14 protein-coding genes are annotated in these 17,156 nt (G+C 41.5%); all 14 read right to left on the reverse strand.

What is annotated here, in order from left to right:
* Positions 1 to 23: 23 nt before the first annotated feature.
* The 14 genes from LVD17_RS23520 to LVD17_RS23585 all read right to left on the reverse strand — a co-directional run bounded on the left by LVD17_RS23520 (position 24) and on the right by LVD17_RS23585 (position 17,131).
* Entirely contained in the window at positions 24 to 1,028 is a 1,005-nt protein-coding gene (locus LVD17_RS23520) for a hypothetical protein (RefSeq protein WP_233761940.1), read from the reverse strand.
* Positions 1,029 to 1,063: 35 nt separating this feature from the next.
* Positions 1,064 to 1,984 (reverse strand): hypothetical protein, encoded by a 921-nt coding sequence (locus tag LVD17_RS23525; protein WP_233761942.1) that lies wholly within the window; start codon positions 1,982 to 1,984, stop codon positions 1,064 to 1,066.
* Positions 1,985 to 2,003: 19 nt separating this feature from the next.
* Positions 2,004 to 3,293 (reverse strand): S8 family peptidase, encoded by a 1,290-nt coding sequence (locus LVD17_RS23530; protein ID WP_233761944.1) that lies wholly within the window; start codon positions 3,291 to 3,293, stop codon positions 2,004 to 2,006.
* A gap of 162 nt (positions 3,294 to 3,455) precedes the next feature.
* Positions 3,456 to 4,892 carry a hypothetical protein gene (locus tag LVD17_RS23535; RefSeq protein ID WP_233761947.1) on the reverse strand — a complete coding sequence of 479 codons (1,437 nt, stop codon included), beginning with the start codon at positions 4,890 to 4,892 and terminating at the stop codon, positions 3,456 to 3,458.
* Positions 4,893 to 5,144: 252 nt separating this feature from the next.
* Complete coding sequence (locus tag LVD17_RS23540; RefSeq protein ID WP_233761949.1) at positions 5,145 to 5,927, reverse strand: sensor histidine kinase; 783 nt, start codon at positions 5,925 to 5,927, stop codon at positions 5,145 to 5,147.
* Between the two features lie 277 nt (positions 5,928 to 6,204).
* Entirely contained in the window at positions 6,205 to 7,314 is a 1,110-nt protein-coding gene (locus tag LVD17_RS23545) for an outer membrane beta-barrel protein (RefSeq protein ID WP_233761951.1), read from the reverse strand.
* A gap of 32 nt (positions 7,315 to 7,346) precedes the next feature.
* Positions 7,347 to 8,177 carry an ATP-binding cassette domain-containing protein gene (locus LVD17_RS23550; protein WP_233761953.1) on the reverse strand — a complete coding sequence of 277 codons (831 nt, stop codon included), beginning with the start codon at positions 8,175 to 8,177 and terminating at the stop codon, positions 7,347 to 7,349.
* A 5-nt stretch (positions 8,178 to 8,182) separates the two neighbouring features.
* Positions 8,183 to 8,953, reverse strand: a complete 771-nt coding sequence (locus LVD17_RS23555; RefSeq protein ID WP_233761955.1) for an ABC transporter permease — start codon at positions 8,951 to 8,953, stop codon at positions 8,183 to 8,185.
* An 89-nt stretch (positions 8,954 to 9,042) separates the two neighbouring features.
* Positions 9,043 to 10,857, reverse strand: a complete 1,815-nt coding sequence (locus LVD17_RS23560) for an OmpA family protein (RefSeq protein ID WP_233761957.1) — start codon at positions 10,855 to 10,857, stop codon at positions 9,043 to 9,045.
* A 21-nt stretch (positions 10,858 to 10,878) separates the two neighbouring features.
* Positions 10,879 to 12,000 carry a hypothetical protein gene (locus LVD17_RS23565; protein WP_233761958.1) on the reverse strand — a complete coding sequence of 374 codons (1,122 nt, stop codon included), beginning with the start codon at positions 11,998 to 12,000 and terminating at the stop codon, positions 10,879 to 10,881.
* Positions 12,001 to 12,010: 10 nt separating this feature from the next.
* Complete coding sequence (locus LVD17_RS23570) at positions 12,011 to 12,703, reverse strand: OmpH family outer membrane protein (protein ID WP_233761960.1); 693 nt, start codon at positions 12,701 to 12,703, stop codon at positions 12,011 to 12,013.
* A gap of 201 nt (positions 12,704 to 12,904) precedes the next feature.
* The gene (locus tag LVD17_RS23575; protein ID WP_233761962.1) at positions 12,905 to 13,405 is read right to left on the reverse strand and encodes a hypothetical protein; all 501 of its coding nucleotides are present in this window, start codon (positions 13,403 to 13,405) and stop codon (positions 12,905 to 12,907) included.
* A gap of 42 nt (positions 13,406 to 13,447) precedes the next feature.
* Complete coding sequence (locus LVD17_RS23580; RefSeq protein ID WP_233761964.1) at positions 13,448 to 14,953, reverse strand: AAA family ATPase; 1,506 nt, start codon at positions 14,951 to 14,953, stop codon at positions 13,448 to 13,450.
* A gap of 36 nt (positions 14,954 to 14,989) precedes the next feature.
* A complete protein-coding gene (locus tag LVD17_RS23585; RefSeq protein WP_233761966.1) occupies positions 14,990 to 17,131 on the reverse strand; it encodes a sensor histidine kinase in 2,142 nt (713 codons plus the stop codon).
* Between the last annotated feature and the right edge of the window lie 25 nt (positions 17,132 to 17,156).

Raw genomic sequence — 17,156 nt, forward strand, 5'->3', positions numbered from 1 at the left:
CTTTTACCAAAGTTTATATCTGATTAGAAATCCCACTCATCTTCTCCAAACTCCTCATTCATTTCAGCCTCAATGTCCTCCTCCTCATACTGTGAGCCTCCATAGGCTGGCGCTCCGCCACCCTCTCCAAGCTGGCTTTGGGCTATGATGAATGATTCTACGTTATGAAGAAAATCCTGAAAGGCTGATTCTGACATAAGTCCTTCATCAAATCCGGCAATTGCAGCAAATATTTTATGACCGCTGACAGCAGCCGTACGCATCGAAGAAACATTAGGCTTATAGTTGAACTCTTCCTGGCTCACACGCTCGATTACATTCCACATGGATCTTCTGTATCCCCAACCTAGCTGTGCTTTGACCGCATCATCATCAATGATGGCAATTGCTTTCTCGAATTGCTTGTACATTTCGGGAAGAATGGCTTTAACCATACCGCTGGAATAGGTGGTAAGGTTATATTGCAGCTCTTTTATGGCCTGGAAAACAGCCGATTTGGAAACAGAGGCAAAATTGCTGTCCTTCTGCTCATATTTATCGATGTATTTCACTGACTCTGTCATTAATGTATCCCATAGAGGTGTAAAATCAGTGTTAACAGCCATTTCATCCATTACCTCTCCATCGCCTACATTCAATACAATTTTATAGAACATGCCACGCTCCTCAACGGTGGTGTACTCATCTCTGAGTTTGTAATAGCTGTAAAGCTTGGAGGCTGTGCTACCCTGAGGAATATCAAGCATCCCAGATGTCCATCGCATAAGTACAGCATCTGCGACCCGAAGTATTCCCAGATCGTCGGCAAGTGTTTTGAGATAGTAAAGTGTACCGGCTGCAAGGATGTTTTCAGCATCTATTCCCTGTTCATCTGCTGTTTCAAAATAATCCACCACGTAGTTAAACGAAAATGGACTGCCATTCTGGTAAACGTTAGTTACCGGATCATCCGAATTTTTAGCCTGCTTCAATGCATTGGTATAAGCAAGGGCTAAGTATTCACTATATTTTTCTAGAATATCTGCCATCGTTATTGATTTTTGTAATCTGTTTTAACTTCCGTTTATGACTTTGACATATTTATATCTTCGTCATGATTGTGATTATCATTGTCGAAAACATCTTCTTCAAACCCGGTAATATCATTGAAGTCGATATCATCGTTATCATCATCTGTTTCACCTTCAGGTATGATCAAACCTATTTCGTTGAGGTAGCTCACCATCAACTGCCTGATCTGAGGTGTGCCTTTTGCAGGGTCGATTTCACCGGAAGCAAAGAATTTATCTACCAGATCGTGGATACTTCCGTTATCTACATATTTTGCTATTATTTTGGAAATAGCTCCGGCAGGCATTCCTTTTACATAAGATATATTGGTTTTGGAAGCTGCCTGGTAGATCTCTTTCCGCTGCTCTGCACTCAGGCTTAAGTGGCGCTGTTCAATGGTAGCCTTGGCCAGCAGGATATTAAAGAAGGGTTTGATTTCACTTTCAGTCAAAGTAATAACCCGGTCGTTAATGCCTTCTGCATCCTTGACTTTTTCATAATAGATAACGAAGCTCAGTGCATAGACGTATAGGGCTTCGTTGCTCAGCAGGAATTTGGTAGTGTGGTCTATACTACTTCTATTGAGCATTTTACTGACGTCGGAAATGCTAGCGCTATGACCGTCTCGCACCAGTTTGGACTTGGCATTACCTTTAGCTCCCGTATCTTTCATTATCTCCTTCAGCGACCAATCTTTTCGTTGCCTGGATTTATACTTCAGCGATTTGGTTGCCAGCGATTTACTTATTCTCTCCACGATATCCTTCATGGAAGGGTCTATTTTCACTCTTGGGGGCTCAACTGAGAAATCAGAAACCCAAAGAGGTCTGGCCATGTCCAGTAAGGGAAACTTGGCCGTAATAGGGATATGCGAAGAACCGTTGCCCAGAGATATCTTTTCGAAATTGGCTGATCCCAGTATGTTGGTACTCATGATATATTGGTTTTAATGGTTAAATACTTAGTTTATATTTTAGCAGTTTAAAAGCATCCAGAAGGTTGATCAGACCATAGCCGCTTTTCACATTTTTCAGGGCTCCGTCAAATCTGTCAGCCGTATTTTTCAGGATATATTTTACCTGGTTATCCTTGAGCTCTCTGCCATACTTCAATGCGAATGACTTAAGCAGTGCCACAGCACCCGTTACATACGGCGAAGCCTGTGATGTGCCTGATGACATTGAATATTTATTATTTGGATAAGAGCTGATGATGTTAGCTCCGGGGGCCACAAAGGACACATGGGAACCATAGGTGGAGAATGCCGCCATTTGACTTTGTTGATCTACTGCACCCACTGCTATTACACCCTTTAATGCTCCCGGATAATAGCGGTCCTGCCTGCCATCGTTTCCGGATGCTGCAACAATTGTCACACCTTTGCGCAAAGCATAGTCTATCACTTCTGCATGTGGCAGACCACCCCCTTCATGTTTGATCCCAAGACTCATATTAATAACATCCACTTTTTGGTCAACAGCCCATTTAATACCATTATTAATGTTGTCTATCAGTCCGGCCCCAACCACTCCATTACCCGATTTAAGGGCGCCCAGTACTCTTACGGGTATTACTTTACATGATGGAGCAATACCTTTAGCCATTTTCAGCCCTCTGGCTGATAATATTCCGCATACATGGGTGCCATGTCCCACGTCGTCGTATGGGTCTGTATCGTATCCCAGGTAGTCACCTACAAACTTCTCCGCTCCATCCAGAATATTTACGAAATCCATTCCGGGCAATAGCACGTCTGAAATTTCCTCGTGCTTTGTGTCAACCCCGGTATCAAGTACAGCTATTTTTATCTCGGGGTTTCCTGTAGTAAAAGCATGAGCCTGTTTAATGTAGATCTGCGCCGCCGGGTCAAACATGGCCAGTCCCATAGAAGAAGCTACGGGCGGCAGGTCAGCTATGCCGATATCCACGGGCCTCACTTTCTTTACATAAGGGATAAGCTTTATTTCCTCAATCAGGGATTCTGGTATGCCTTTATCTTCCTTCAGTATTACCCGGTAGATATTGGCAAGGCCACTCTTAACTTCTTCAGGTGTCCATGCCCTGTATTGAGGCTTATATTCCTTACTATAGAGCACCGGTAAATTGTATTTCCTGAAGAGTCCGGAGACTTCCGGCAAAAACTTTTCAGCCTGCGGAGATTGTTTATGAATAATATCACCCCAATAGGGGAATTCGTCCATCCGCTTATCTTGCTCTGTCCATATGATAAGGTGGTTTTTCATACTCAGCTCTGTCAGGATATTTTATTAGTTATTAAGTTCGAAAAAAACCAAGTGGCATCTAAGGACAAATTGGCCATATGTAAACCAAGCCAAGTGATCTAAACTTATATAAGCAATTGACTACAAGACTATTACACCTGGCAACTAATTTGATTTATGACACTATTCGCTATCGACCAAATGCTCGGGTTCAAACACGGTTATCAACGAACTGAGTATACCGCTGAAGCTTAATAATTCTTTGCTCAACGGGTGCCATGGCGATATATCTTCGAGCATTTTCAGTTTTTTCAACATCAGGTTTTCACCGGAAGAGTTGTCAAATGGTTTTCTGAAAATAGAAAAGAACATTTGGAGCCTGTCAGATTTATCAATTTTTCCATTTAATTGCTTTCTGAGGCATTCCGATTTGTAAAAAAACCAATCCTGATCATTTAAGCGATAGATACAGATCAGCTCAAGCATTTTGAGCATCAAAAGCTCTCGCTGGTCCTTTATGGTATTTGCTATTCTGGAATTGGCCAGTTTTATGACCTCTTTAAACTCTCCTTTCTGGTAATAGTAATATGCAGTGTAGTAGCCCCATTTACCCTCAAATACTTCCTTATCATAGGTAACTAAAGTTTGCTTCACTTCATGGAGAAGCCTGTTTTGCTCTTTGGTATTAAATGTCCGCAGCGCTATAATATACTTGAGTTCATAGATAATTGATTGCCATAGCTGTGTGTGTTCCAAGTACTTTTCAGCTATTATGAGAAATCCGGAAGCTTCGTCGAAACTTCTGGTACAAACTGAAGCTTTGGCCAACTCAAGGCTGGTAAGTCCAAGACAAACTCCATTAGGGTCGGACGATTCCGACAGCTTTTCAAACAGAGATTTCAGCCTCAGACTGGCCACTTCAAAAAGACGCTGATGAAACAAACCATTTATCTCATGTAATTCCCGGATAAAGCTGACGTCAGAAACCGGAAGTTGCTCTTTAATTATGAATTGGATCAGGCTACCGCGTAACCCATGGTCACTATTATGATCTTTCATTACTGATTCAATAAGATATTGTTTTAGATATTCGTTGATGCTCAGGTCGCTATTCAGACTTTTGATGTAGCCACACGTGGTGTGTGCAGATGGGGCTTCAAATGGAAAATATCTGTTCTGCAGATCAATTGCCTCATAGTGAATAACGGTCAAATGCTCTTTCTCCGATATGATGAGCACCTCTTCCAGCATTTGGCGGGCATGATCTTCCATACCTCTGTCCAAAAGGATTTTAACACAGTATAGTTTCTTATGACAGGTCATCTCCTCACAGAAGCGATCACCATCTCTTTTTGTCTGATGAAATGATAACAGAAAATCATACAGGCTCTCACGCAGCCTTTTGCTTAGCTGGTAGTAATTCTGCCTGGAATACTTCTGCGCCCTCACAAACTGTCTGAAATCGGTATGTCTTTTACTTTTGAGAGCAGCTTCAAATAATTGTCTTTTCTTATTCTCACCGCCTCTTTTCTTAGACAGAAATAACCGCTGAAAAGCCCGGGCTTCCTTATCTGAAAGATTTTTTATTATGGAGTATAGCGATTTCAATCTATGGGGCATCTGATCGTGAAAAACCTGCTTTACCAACTATAGATTTTCATGATCGGGTTTAGGTTTTGTTTTATTTTTTCAATACCCCAAATTACAAAGCTTACCACTGAGATTGTAGGGGAAAAACCCCCATATTGAAAAGGGAAAATGCCGCCTCTGAGCGGATATCAGAAGCTTTCAAGGCCCAAGGCTTCTATAGACGGGATATGTGTCCGCCTACTGTGAATAAGTATTTGTTAGATGTATTATTATAAGCTTTAACTATTTGTTGCCTTTTTGCATATAAATTTTCCTTCTGGATTGTAGCACGGAAAATGCCGAGGGTAAGTAGATTTGAAACTCTGACCCCAGCCCTGCGGAAGAGATCACGTCAATACTGCCATTAAGTTTTTCAATAGCCTTCCTGGCAAGAAACAGCCCTGCCCCAAGACCCGGGGACGTGGGAACCACTTTATAAAACATTCTGAATATCTTATTTAACTCTTTATCAGGGATACCAATGCCATTGTCTTTTATACTGATGTATAAATGCTCCCAGCTTTCGACAGCGCTCAGGTAAATAATCCTTTTTCGCTTTTTATCATCTGAATACTGGATAGCATTATCAAGGATATTCCTGATAACCACCTCCAAAAGCTCTTTATTGACATAGATAAAGTGTTCATTTTTAATGGACACCTCAATCTCAACCCCTATCATGTCCGCAATTCGTTTTCTCTTTCTGACTATTGCATCTGTCATCTGACGTAAATTAAGGTATTCCATTTTCTGGTGGTTTGAAGTATTATTAAAGGTGCTGATATTGTCTATAGTTTTGTCCATAGATGCAATACAATAATTAAACCAGGGCATTTCATTTTTTATGGTAACCCGGTTGCGTTTGCTTCCTGGTTTGAAAACAAAGGTTAGCAGTATCGTAAAACGGTATATAGTACGGTAAACATACCGATGGAAAATATAAAGCAGAATTTCCTTTAAATTGAAGTATACATTTCCCTGAAGAAGTTCTTCAGTTCCTGAATAGATTAAAGCCGTAGTTTTCATGATAGACAATGTTTAATGATTTCAATAAATTCTGAAATTTTTTAAGCAAACACATCAGGGAAATACTGGTTTTAATTATTGGGGTATTCCCTGATTATTAGGGCTTTATTATCTATTTAGCACATAAGACGGAAGCCGTAGAGGCTTGCCCGGGGATAGCCAGATGGTCGGACTTGGTAGCTGGGAGCTATAAAGCTTACCAATTCATAAAATTAAAAGAGCCAACCCGGGGATTAAACAGGTTGGCTCTTTCTATGTATTAAGTGTTTATTGGTGCTCAAAACCCAAACACCTTTTCCATTTCAAATCCCAAAGTTATCAGAAACTCTACCCTGCTATTAGTAGGCTCGCCGTCGAAGAAGAGTTCAAGGTTATCTTTTGCCTCAAGGTAACGGAATTCGGCCCGGAGATAAGCCTGCTCAACCGGCCTGTATTCTGTACCCATAGTTACGCCGAACAGTTCCAGTCCCTTTTGCCCCCCGTCAGTATCAGGTATCAAACCGGTTACAAAGCCACTTTCATCATTGATCAGTTCTCCTCTTCCTGTTACTGACCATTTAGGACTGAACTGGTAACGGGCTGTAATGAGACCACCAAATAAGCCAGCGGGATCTTCAATATTATCGATATCTGAGTTGGTTTGAGTAGCATAATCCAGGCCTATGGTTAAAAACACCTGGTCATTCCAATTCTGGTCAAGGTAAACGTTTTGATAGAACCTTCGTTGTTTCAGGGGAAAATCATCATCATTTTCACGCCCATACAGGTTGGTATATGTAATGGACGTATTATCTGAAATATTATAATTTACAAGTACCCCAACAGATTTGGAGTCGTTGTTATCAACAAAGCTATGATACCCGTTAAGTACCCAGCCTTCTACGTACCATGTTTCAGAAACATCCCAGCTTAGTTTAGCTCCCGATTGATAAAAAGGCTCGTTGTAAGTTAATACAGCAATTGAACTAAGGTTATTATTTTTGGGAAGGAAACTTTCTGTACCAAGGTGAGTAGAGAAAAAACCGGCATCAAGCCAGAGGCCTTCGCTAAGTTTCATGCCCACATTGGCAGCCTGCAAATATTGATAATCACTGCTCCACGTTGCCAGCGGTATATCGCCGGCATGAAAGATAACCTCACTGCGGATATGATCATTTTCAAAATTAAGACCTATCTGAGCTATGTTTACTCCCAATGAATTGTCGCGTGCACCAACAGCGGTATAAGGCTGAAAGTCTTGCTGAGGCGACTGGGTATTATGAGTTGCAGAATATGCATCTACATAGCTACTGATAGTCAATTGGTTATTTTTAAGGCTATCCTGCCCTTTTACAATAGAAACCGCACCTGCCATCAAAATAGCCAGCAGCTTAAAAGAGTTTTTCACTGATTGTTAGTTTAATTAATTATGTTAAAAAATTAAGATTGCATCATCACAGCTTTGATCTGTTTCACTACTTCAATATGATCCATACCAAAGTCCTTCCAGGCGAGGTTGAGTTCTTTCATATCAATATGCTTTACGATGGTTCCATATTCAGCATGCTTACCCTCAATCGTCGGGTAGCCTATGACATATATGCTGTCGGCAAGCTCCACTGCCAGCTCTATATCGTGTGTAGAGTAAATAATAGTATTGAATTCATGCATGGATGTGATCAGACTAAAAGCATTTTTCACGTCTTCAATGTTACCTACATCAAGTCCTGAGAACGGCTCATCCAAAACCATGTAATGCCCTGAGCAAAATATCTGCTCAATAATCGCTGTCCGCTGACGCTGCCCACCGGAAAGCTCACAGGGGTATTGGTCTTTCACTTTTATAAGGCCCCACTCGGAAAGATAGGTCATGATTTTATCATGCTTTTGCTCTTTGGTCATGTTTTCCTTCAACCTCAGGGCAAACATAAGCGACTGGTAGACAGTCTTATTTCTAAACAAGGTATATCTCTGATCTACAAAACCGATATCACCTTCCTCAACTTCTTTAGCATCATTTTCAGAGTCTGTTGTTGTATCAGCTATAAGTATTTTACCGGTCGTGGGTTTAATCAGACCTGTAAGTGCCCTGAACAGGGTGGACTTCCCTCTGCCGGAACGTCCTACCACTGCAATAACCTGCCCCGTTACATTATCTTTTCTGACTACATCTTTCTCAACAAAGTTTATATCTTTTATAACCGTTTTCTCACCATATGCTACGCTGAGGTTTTCAACATACAGTAAAGTGTTTTGCATGCTATACGCCATACAACTTATATTTTAGAATATCTGAAAAATGTTTTCCTGAGGTAGTTGAGTATGAAGTCAATGGAAAGACCTACTACCAGTATTACGATTTGCAAGGCGATAATACGGCCATGGTTCATAAACTTGTCAGAGTTTTTGATCAAAAACCCAAGCCCGCCGGCTGCCACCAGTATAGACTCCACGGTCACCAGCATCATCCATACAATAGCAAGGTTTTGCCTGATCACTTCAATAACATAATCGATCCTTCCCTTAACTACTACTTCCCAGAGCACTTCCCACCGGTTGCATTGCAATGAACGGGCGTGGTCAAATTCTTCCTGCGCTATGGCACTCACCATGCTCAAAAGTGAAGTAGTAAGGTATGTGCTCATAAACACTACCAGTACCCATACCTGCATGGTTCTGGCATCACTGATAAGGATGGCCAGGTAAAATGTGATACCTGTAAGTGGCAAATACCTCAATTTACTCAAAGCATTGGCTATGGGGGTTACCAACGGGATGGTTGATAAATAGGTGAGGATCAATGAAATGGTAACCGCTATGATAATGGCTACCAAACAAAGCCACAGAGAGCTCCCGATGTGTACTACCAGCCCTTCGTTATATAGCTCTGTAAATCCTGTCAAAACCTGCTTCGGGGAAGGGAACAGATGCCTCTCTCCCATACTTGAAATGAACCAGAATGCTAAAACAGCTATTACCCACGAGGCAACTATTAAAAGCTGGCTATTCCTGCCAACCTTCTCAAATGGTTTGAAAATTTCCTTCATTTTACTCCTGTAAAAAAAGAAGGCTATCTCCAAAGCCGGGACATTATTTTGCCAGGTTTGAGATAGCCCAATTAATTAAAACATACTGGTTAGTTCAACAATGTAATAACCACACGTCTGTTTTTAGCCCTTCCGGCAGCACTAGAGTTACTTTCTATAGGTTCATCCTCTCCCTTTCCTATTACAGACTGAAAACGAGATTGTGGTATGCCTTTACCTCTCAGGAAGTTAACCACGGACTGTGCTCTTTTTTGAGAAAGATCATAATTAGACTCAGCAGAACCGGTATCATCCGTATGCCCTTCCAGCTTCAGTTTTGTATCCTCAGCCTGAATAAGCAGGTTATAGATTGTTTCAAGAGTTTGTGCCGAAGATGATGAAATATGATCACTACCTGTATCGAAATTGATATTCCACTCACCCGAAGCCATTACTTTGTCTGCTGTTTTAGAGTAATCTGCCTTATAAGCCGATCCAGCATCGATATCATTGATGTTCTTTATGAAGTACAGGTTAACGGCCTCATCATACGGTACCACTCTTTTTACGGACTCATTGAAGCCAAACGGGTTCAACTCGGTGAGGTAAGAAGAAACCTGGTTATATACTGCCTTGTACCTGTTGGTACCATCGGTAATACCATAGTATTGCATTACATCTGCGTAATTAAATACTCTTGATCCACCCATGTTGTACTCAATGCCATTTTTATTACCTTTCATACCTTTGAACATATCGTACCAGTACTTTGGTGTTTCCAGGTCATAAGTAGCAGCTATGGCTTCAGAAGCCCTCACTCTCCACTCATCATACTGCTTCATCTGGTTAGATGCAGTCAAAGCTGACTTCAGAATATTACTTACAATCTCAGGGTGTTTCACTGCCCACTCTTTTACTGCAATAACAGTGGTCGCCATCTGGTTATTAAACTCGCGGGTAGAAACAATGTCTGTTACACCGCTTATCTCATCAAACACCTTCTTATCACCTGGTGTCCATGTAGCACAGCCATCTATTTTTTTGTTAATTACCTGACCGGTAAGTTTTCCGTTCTTTACCTCTTTTAAAGGAACTGTCCAGCCTGATTTCTGAGACTTGATAAGCTCTTCGGCCGATTTGATGTAGTCATCATCCTGAGATGGATAGAAGTTAACCGCTTCCGGATCATAGGTGCTAACGTCGGGGTTAACTTTAAGGCCGTTGGCAAATGCATAGTTAACTGCCGTTACCCAGTCACCATCGCCAAGCACTGCCGAAATAAGTGCCCCTTTCATGCTTTTAGGGTCAACTTTCCAGCTGGGGGGCCCTATCAGTTTATCTTCACCATAGCTAAGTCCTACAGCACCCACAACCTGTACATGGTATTTGTCTTTTCCAAATTTATCATCTAAGGCCTGTTGCATCGTACTGATATAAAAGGGAGCACCGTCACCCATCATCATAATGGCAAATGCACTCTTATCAGCATCAGGAAATTCCTCTCCTCTGTCGAACTCTTCGATGAACTTCATCTGCATATTCCGAAGCTCAGATAACCAGTCCTGACGAATGATTTCGAGGTTCACCCCGTTTTTCTCCATCAAAGAGCCCTCGGTCGTCTTAGGGCCTCCGTTGGCTACAATAATACCTGACTGAGCGTTCCAGGCATAAGCAGCTATTCTCACAAGCGGTTTATCTTTAACCTCCCCTGACAGGTCTGTATCCGGCAAAGGTATTTTTTCTGCGGTGGTAACATTGTCGACCTCTTCTTTATTGAGATTAAGCTGGTCAAGTTGCTTCGATTCACTTACCCGAAGCCCGGGAGAATAGTAGTATACGGCACTTAAAATACCTCCCAGCACAACAATTACAATTATCAGTTCTGATAATGTTGTAAGTTTCGACGTTCGTAAAATTTTTCCCATTGTAAATTGTAGTATTAATAATTAATCAAACATGTTTCCGAACCCGCCACCGGCAAGTTTGTCTTCCTGCGTAAGTTTGTAATTCGGATTATTGTATTTTTTAGATTCAGGCACATAATCCTGGCCTGTTTTTATCTTATCTGCCAGCGTATCCAGCTGAGAGTAGAGCTCATCACTGTCCACATCATATTTGGAAGTAAGCATATCAATATCTGAAAGGTTCTCCTGGGTTTTGGCTATATCAATAGCTATGGTTTCAGTTACCACATCCAGGGCATATTCCAGCTCCCAGTCTTTGGTGAATAGCATGGCTGACTTGGCACCATCGGTGGCCGCTTTAGCTGTTTTGGCAAACTCATATTCCTTTTCCAGCATTTTAATGGTTACCTCAAAATCTGATATTTTGATATCTATTGCTGTACCGGCCAGAGTCAGTTTTCTATCCAGTTTACCCATCACATTGGCCCGGCTTCCGTATTTCTGTACAAAGCTTTTGCTCTGCTCCAGTTGGTGCGATATCCTTTGTGATTCCGACAGCTTTTTAGCCAGTGCACTGTGTAGCTCTACATATTCGTCAGTATCCTTACCGGCATTGCCTTTCTCGGCCACGATCCGCTCCATTTCACTTCTGATCTTCTGTGCCTGCTTTTGCAGGTTCACCACGTGATCCTGGAAATCCTTCGCTTCTTTTTCTGCCTTGAAGGCCTCTGCCTCCATAGTATTTTTCAGGGCCTTTATCTTGGCTTTTGAGTCTTTAAAAACTTTTCTGTTTTGCAACATTTTGGCTTTCTGCTCCTGCAATTCACCAAAAGGGTCGTGCCTGATCAGCGATTTGTGAATAGCCCTGGTTGCCCTTCTCAACCCTTTGAATATTACCGGTAGCATCATCACAAAGAAAATAAGGAATACGGCCACTCCTGCAAGAGCAATGACCTGACCTAATGCAGTAAACAAAGGCGGTAATATATACACCCATGCAGCGTAACCCAACCCTGCAAATAATGCTATTTTAAGCATCAAATTTAACGTCTTCTCCCCGTTCCTCCAGTTTTTGGGATTTAAGGAGACCTCTCCCTTCTCATCGTCGAAATGTTTTAGAATCGGAAGATCTAAAACATGGCTTTTTGATTCTTTAAGATCCATTTAATTATACTTATATGTGATTTTTAATGCCATCTACCACGGTAGTAATTGTTTCCAGAATCTTTGTTCTGGCCTTGTCGTTTGCAATGATCTTCTGATCTATTTCCTCAACCTCTGCCATGAGGTTGGCATCAAGAGACTGCAGTTCATTTCTCCTTGCGCTGATCTTATTCTGGATTTCCATCAGTTGTTTTTCCAATGCAGTGATCTCCGTCGTCAGGTTTTCTTTCTGGGTAGCCTGTGTATTTTGCAACTCGGTTTTCTTTGTATTTCCCTGAGCCTGGTATTGCTTATGCACTTTCTCTATTTCATTAATATAGAAATTTGCCTGTGTAAGCAGCGTATCCTTATTTACTTTGTTATCAACACCCTGAGCCATGGTTAATGCCATCTTATAGACCTGCGGTTCATTGGATCCCACGGCTTTGATGGCCTTGAAAAATTCATAGAAGTCGTAGCCTGGCCTGTTTAATGAATCAAAACCTGCCTCGTACATCTCTACTATTGTGTCAAGAATGCTTTTGTCGACAGAATCACTCTTAGGGGCATGCTCCGGGAATTTTGTGCCTGATTTACTGGATTCCTGTGAAGAATTCGACTGGGGTTGAGTCCGCACTCTTGATTCTTCTTTTTCAGGTTTGCTTTCCTTAGGTTCTTCTTCATTGATGAAGAGACTTTTCCAGTTAAATTTGTCGTTAGCCATTTAAAAATATATTTGCTGAGTTACTAAATTAAGCTCTGGTCTGGGTGAAGGTCTAGAGGGTAAATTTATATCAATTTTTATGATTATTATCGGGTAATCATTTTTTTGTTGCAAACATTAATTCAGAATATATGCAAAACAAATAAAACATATAACTATATTAATGCCGCCTATCATACTAATCTCCTCACTTGTAAACTCTTACTTTGTGATCCGCGCCCAAGCCACTTTCAGTATTATAAATAAAATGGCAAACACCACCAGTAATTGGGCAAACCCACCAAATAAGAAAATCCCAAAATATGTCTTTTGTAACACAAATACAATAGAAAAAGCCACACTTATCATGATCATCAAGCCTGACAGCCTGCCAAAGCCTGGTATTCTTTTCATGGCCACTTTTTTGTTAATAATGACGAGCACCAATATCATGGCAATAACAGGAACAAAATAGACTACTATGTTTACAGCCAAAAGATTGGTTTTCAGAATAAACAGGGAGTACAGTATGACGATGGCGGACAATATGCCGGGAACGGTCACCGCATAGACCACTGCACTCAGCAAATACCTTATTACATTAAAGTTGTTCGCGTTAACTATTGTAATCAATGCCAGTGACAAGATCAGCAATACCCCAAAGTACACCAGTACGCCTGGCTGATTATCTCCAAACCAATTGATCAAATCTTGCAGGCTCATAGAATATTATTGAGATTCATAAATTATTTCTTCTTTGCTGATTTATTCCGCTTCCTTGTCCTCTTCATCATCAAATACGACCATTTCTTTCACTGTTTTAAGGATTTCAGGGATATCTTCTTCTGTCAGTTTTTTTAAGGTCTCCTCTGTAATGGGCACTATAGAAACAATCCTGTTGGCCTGCCTCTCGATGATCTTCTCAAACAGGTTTCTCATGGCGCGGGCATTTCCAAATCCCCGGTGTCTCTTTTCATGCACCCGCTCCAATATTTCCATCAGCTTAGCCTCAGCATCTTCCGTAAGTATAAAATCAGCCTTTTTAGCATTTAATTTAAATATTTCCAGCAGGGAGTCAACATCAAAATGATCAAATTCAAAGTAGCGGTTAAACCTCGACTGAAGCCCCGGGTTTGACTGAATAAAGATTTCCATCTCGTCAGGGTATCCCGCTACTACCACAACCATTTCCCCGCGATGGTCTTCCATTCTCTTTAGAAGTATTTCTATAGCCTCATTGCCAAAATCATTTAGTCCGCCGGAGGTAAGGGAGTAAGCCTCATCGATAAACAACACACCTCCTGTTGCACTCTTAATTATTTCATCAGCCTTTAGTGCTGTCTGCCCTACATAACCGGCCACCATTCCGGCACGGTCTGTTTCTACAAGGTGCCCCTTTTCGAGATACCCGAGGTGTTTGTAAATACGGCCGAGCATCCGGGCAACGGTGGTTTTACCAGTGCCTGGAGGTCCCATAAATACAGCATGTAAAGAGTTGTTGGTAGTTTTTAAGCCCTTCTCTTCCCTCATTTTCCTGACCTTCAGGAAGTTTGTCAGATCTTCCACATTTTTTTTGATATCCTGCATGCCTATCAGCTCGTGTAGCTCCGCCAGTACTATTTCCAGTGAATCATTTTCAGGTACTTCTTTATAGGAAGCTTTGTCTATTAATATCTTAGGGCTATTGGCCTTTTCAGAAATACCTTTGAGTAGTTCGCTATCCTTGTTGGATATCTTGTTGTCAGCTTTGGCTATCAATGCAGCTACCCGGGTCAGAAAAGAAGCCATCGACTGAAAATATGTACTCCTGCTTTTTAATAACAGAGCTGGCAGGATGAATTCGTCTTTCATTTCTTTAGCTGGAGAAAAAAAAGAAGTCTCACGGATAAGCGTTATATTATTCTCGAAGCGCTCCGAATGTATCATTTCATTGATCCTTGCAGAGCCATATAATTCGCCCAGGTCTTTACCTTGCATTTGCTCGTAAAGGTAAATCAATATCAGCTTGGCTTTTTTTGGTATGGCTTCCTGGTTTGGCCGAAGGGCCGCAAACCGGTTAAAAACACCGACTATGTCATGGAGGAGAACATGCTGAGGTTTATACTCAATATTTCCCGCCTGTGGCTCTGTCATAGAAGGTATAGCCGCAATAAAGTCCTTTTCACGCTCAAGTATAAGACATGTATCATATGCCTTTTTGCTCTCCTTTGCAATCATCTTAATGTACTCGGCGGAAATTGGCGCGGCTACTCGGCCATCTTCTCTTTTCATGAATATAATTTTAGAAAAATCAGGGCAATATAATAATTAAATAGTAATAGTTTTTTTTGCTTCTTTAATAGTAGAAGTATCAGCGGTTTGCTTAAGATAGAATTCCAGGGTAGTGCCTTTTCCAACCCTGCTTTTTACTTTTATTTCTCCTCCCAATGCATCCATTTGAGTTTTAACAAGGAACAAACCAATACCGCGGCCTTCAACATGGAAATGATGACGCTGATATAGCTGAAACATGCTTTCAATATCGGGTGCCGCAATGCCAATACCATTGTCTGATACTGACAGGCAAACTTTATCATCAACAAGTTCCGTCCGGACTTTTACCTCCAACTGCCGGTCAGCATGCCTGTATTTAATACTGTTGCTTATGAGATTGAAGAGAATACTCTGAATGTAAGGCTGTATCGAAAAAATGGTTTTGACATAACTAAGTTCCGGTTTAATGATCACGTTGTGCCGTTTAATTTCAGCCTTAAGGTTGGCCTTCACATAGTCAATTTCCTCCATTATATCTACTTCAGTAAATACTTCCATGGAAAATGTTCTGATATCAAGCACGGCATTAAGGTCGTCAAATATCAGCCCTAACTCTTCACTGGCTGCGCTCAGTTTTTCAAGGATAAACTTTACCTCTTCAGGATTACTTTGCTTTTTCTCAATTAGCTGTCCCAGGCCGGTGATCCTGGCCACCGGCGCCCTGAGTTTATGAGCTGTTATAAAGGCGTACTCTTCAAGTTGCTGTACATATTGTACCAGCTCACCTGTACGCTTCCGAACCTCGGCCTCAAGGGTTTCATTTTGCCTCATAATCTCATCACGCTGCTGTTCGATGATTGTTTTAACCTCTTCAAGTTTTTGGTTTTGAAGGGCAATAGCATCCCTTTGGGCACTTATCTCTTCCTGATGTTGTGTCAATTCATCATTATAAGCTCTCAGGGTTTTATTCGTTTGATTAAGCTCCTCGTTTTTCCCCTGGATTATTTTCTTTTGCTTGTTTAGCAGTTTGTTATCCCGCTGTTTCTGGTAAATCGTGTATGAAAGTCCCATAACCGACAACAAAAAAAAGATTAATATGATGATAAAAGTATTTCGCTGGTTGATCTTTTTTTCTACCTCAAGAGCCTTTTCTTTCTCAAGGAGAGTAAGGCGTATCTTATTTCGTTCCTGCTCAAATGCCTCTCCCAGATTGTTCACAACTTCCAAAAGGGAGGCATGTCCGTCTTTCAAAATGGTTTCTCTGTAATTGTTTTTATCAACTACCACTGGCTCCATCAGGATTGTCGGCACTGAAATGCTGTCGCTATGCCTGACCATGCCTGCTGTCAACTCCTGCCTGTTAAGCAGTTCCTCAGCTTTTTCTGCAGCCAGATATGCCAAAGGCTTAATAGGCTTGTACACGGTCATAGTCTGATGGCCTGCAATGATATTGCGGATACCCGCCAAATCGGCGTCCTGACCGGAGATATAAACTTTGCCGGTATATTCGGAAGGAAGCGCCTTAATAACACCATTGGCCAAAGCATCATTGGCTGCCAGAATTACATCCGGCTTTTTACGGTCAGACTTATAATGAAGTGTTACTTTTTCAAAAGACTCCATCTGGCTCCACTTGTCAAGGACGATGTCATCTACAATTCGTATATCGCCACTTTCAATGTGCGGCCTCAGCACTTGCATCTGTCCTTCCCTGAAGAGGATAGCGTTATTATCAGATATAGGTCCGTTTATCAGCAAATAATCTCCCCGGGGTACCTTTGATAACATATACTGTGCCTGGAGCTTGCCTACTTTAAGATTGTCGTATGATAAGTATACCGCCAGCTCATTGCTCAGAATAAGCCGGTCATAAGATATTACCGGAACTCCTGCATATTTGGCGATTCTTACTATCGAGGCGGCTTTTCCTGCATCCAAAGGTACAATCACAAGCACCTCCGCTCCTGCTTCTATAAGTTCTCCCGCCTGCTCTAGCTGTTCATCCGGATCATATGCTATTTTGACTGCACAGGTTATACCCAAACCGCTCAACCTGTCGACAAACAATTTCTGGTCAAGATACCACCTGGAGCTAACATAGCTTCCTAACAGAAGACCAACCTTCTGTGCAGTGCCTGAAACTCCTATAAGACTAAAATACAGAACAAACAGCCACTTGAAAGATGAGATATTCATAATTAAGCCAACTTATAACAATACT

The sequence above is a fragment of the Fulvivirga ulvae genome (genome assembly GCF_021389975.1).
Taxonomy (GTDB): domain Bacteria; phylum Bacteroidota; class Bacteroidia; order Cytophagales; family Cyclobacteriaceae; genus Fulvivirga; species Fulvivirga ulvae.

Coding starts and splice junctions, on each gene's coding strand:
- LVD17_RS23575 (WP_233761962.1), bottom strand. CDS start 13,405: ATGAGCCTGCAAGATTTGATCAATTGGTTTGGAGATAATCAGCCAGGC.
- LVD17_RS23535 (WP_233761947.1), bottom strand. CDS start 4,892: ATGCCCCATAGATTGAAATCGCTATACTCCATAATAAAAAATCTTTCA.
- LVD17_RS23580 (WP_233761964.1), bottom strand. CDS start 14,953: ATGAAAAGAGAAGATGGCCGAGTAGCCGCGCCAATTTCCGCCGAGTAC.
- LVD17_RS23565 (WP_233761958.1), bottom strand. CDS start 12,000: ATGGATCTTAAAGAATCAAAAAGCCATGTTTTAGATCTTCCGATTCTA.
- LVD17_RS23520 (WP_233761940.1), bottom strand. CDS start 1,028: ATGGCAGATATTCTAGAAAAATATAGTGAATACTTAGCCCTTGCTTAT.
- LVD17_RS23530 (WP_233761944.1), bottom strand. CDS start 3,293: ATGAAAAACCACCTTATCATATGGACAGAGCAAGATAAGCGGATGGAC.
- LVD17_RS23550 (WP_233761953.1), bottom strand. CDS start 8,177: ATGGCGTATAGCATGCAAAACACTTTACTGTATGTTGAAAACCTCAGC.
- LVD17_RS23585 (WP_233761966.1), bottom strand. CDS start 17,131: ATGAATATCTCATCTTTCAAGTGGCTGTTTGTTCTGTATTTTAGTCTT.
- LVD17_RS23540 (WP_233761949.1), bottom strand. CDS start 5,927: ATGAAAACTACGGCTTTAATCTATTCAGGAACTGAAGAACTTCTTCAG.
- LVD17_RS23525 (WP_233761942.1), bottom strand. CDS start 1,984: ATGAGTACCAACATACTGGGATCAGCCAATTTCGAAAAGATATCTCTG.
- LVD17_RS23570 (WP_233761960.1), bottom strand. CDS start 12,703: ATGGCTAACGACAAATTTAACTGGAAAAGTCTCTTCATCAATGAAGAA.
- LVD17_RS23555 (WP_233761955.1), bottom strand. CDS start 8,953: ATGAAGGAAATTTTCAAACCATTTGAGAAGGTTGGCAGGAATAGCCAG.
- LVD17_RS23560 (WP_233761957.1), bottom strand. CDS start 10,857: ATGGGAAAAATTTTACGAACGTCGAAACTTACAACATTATCAGAACTG.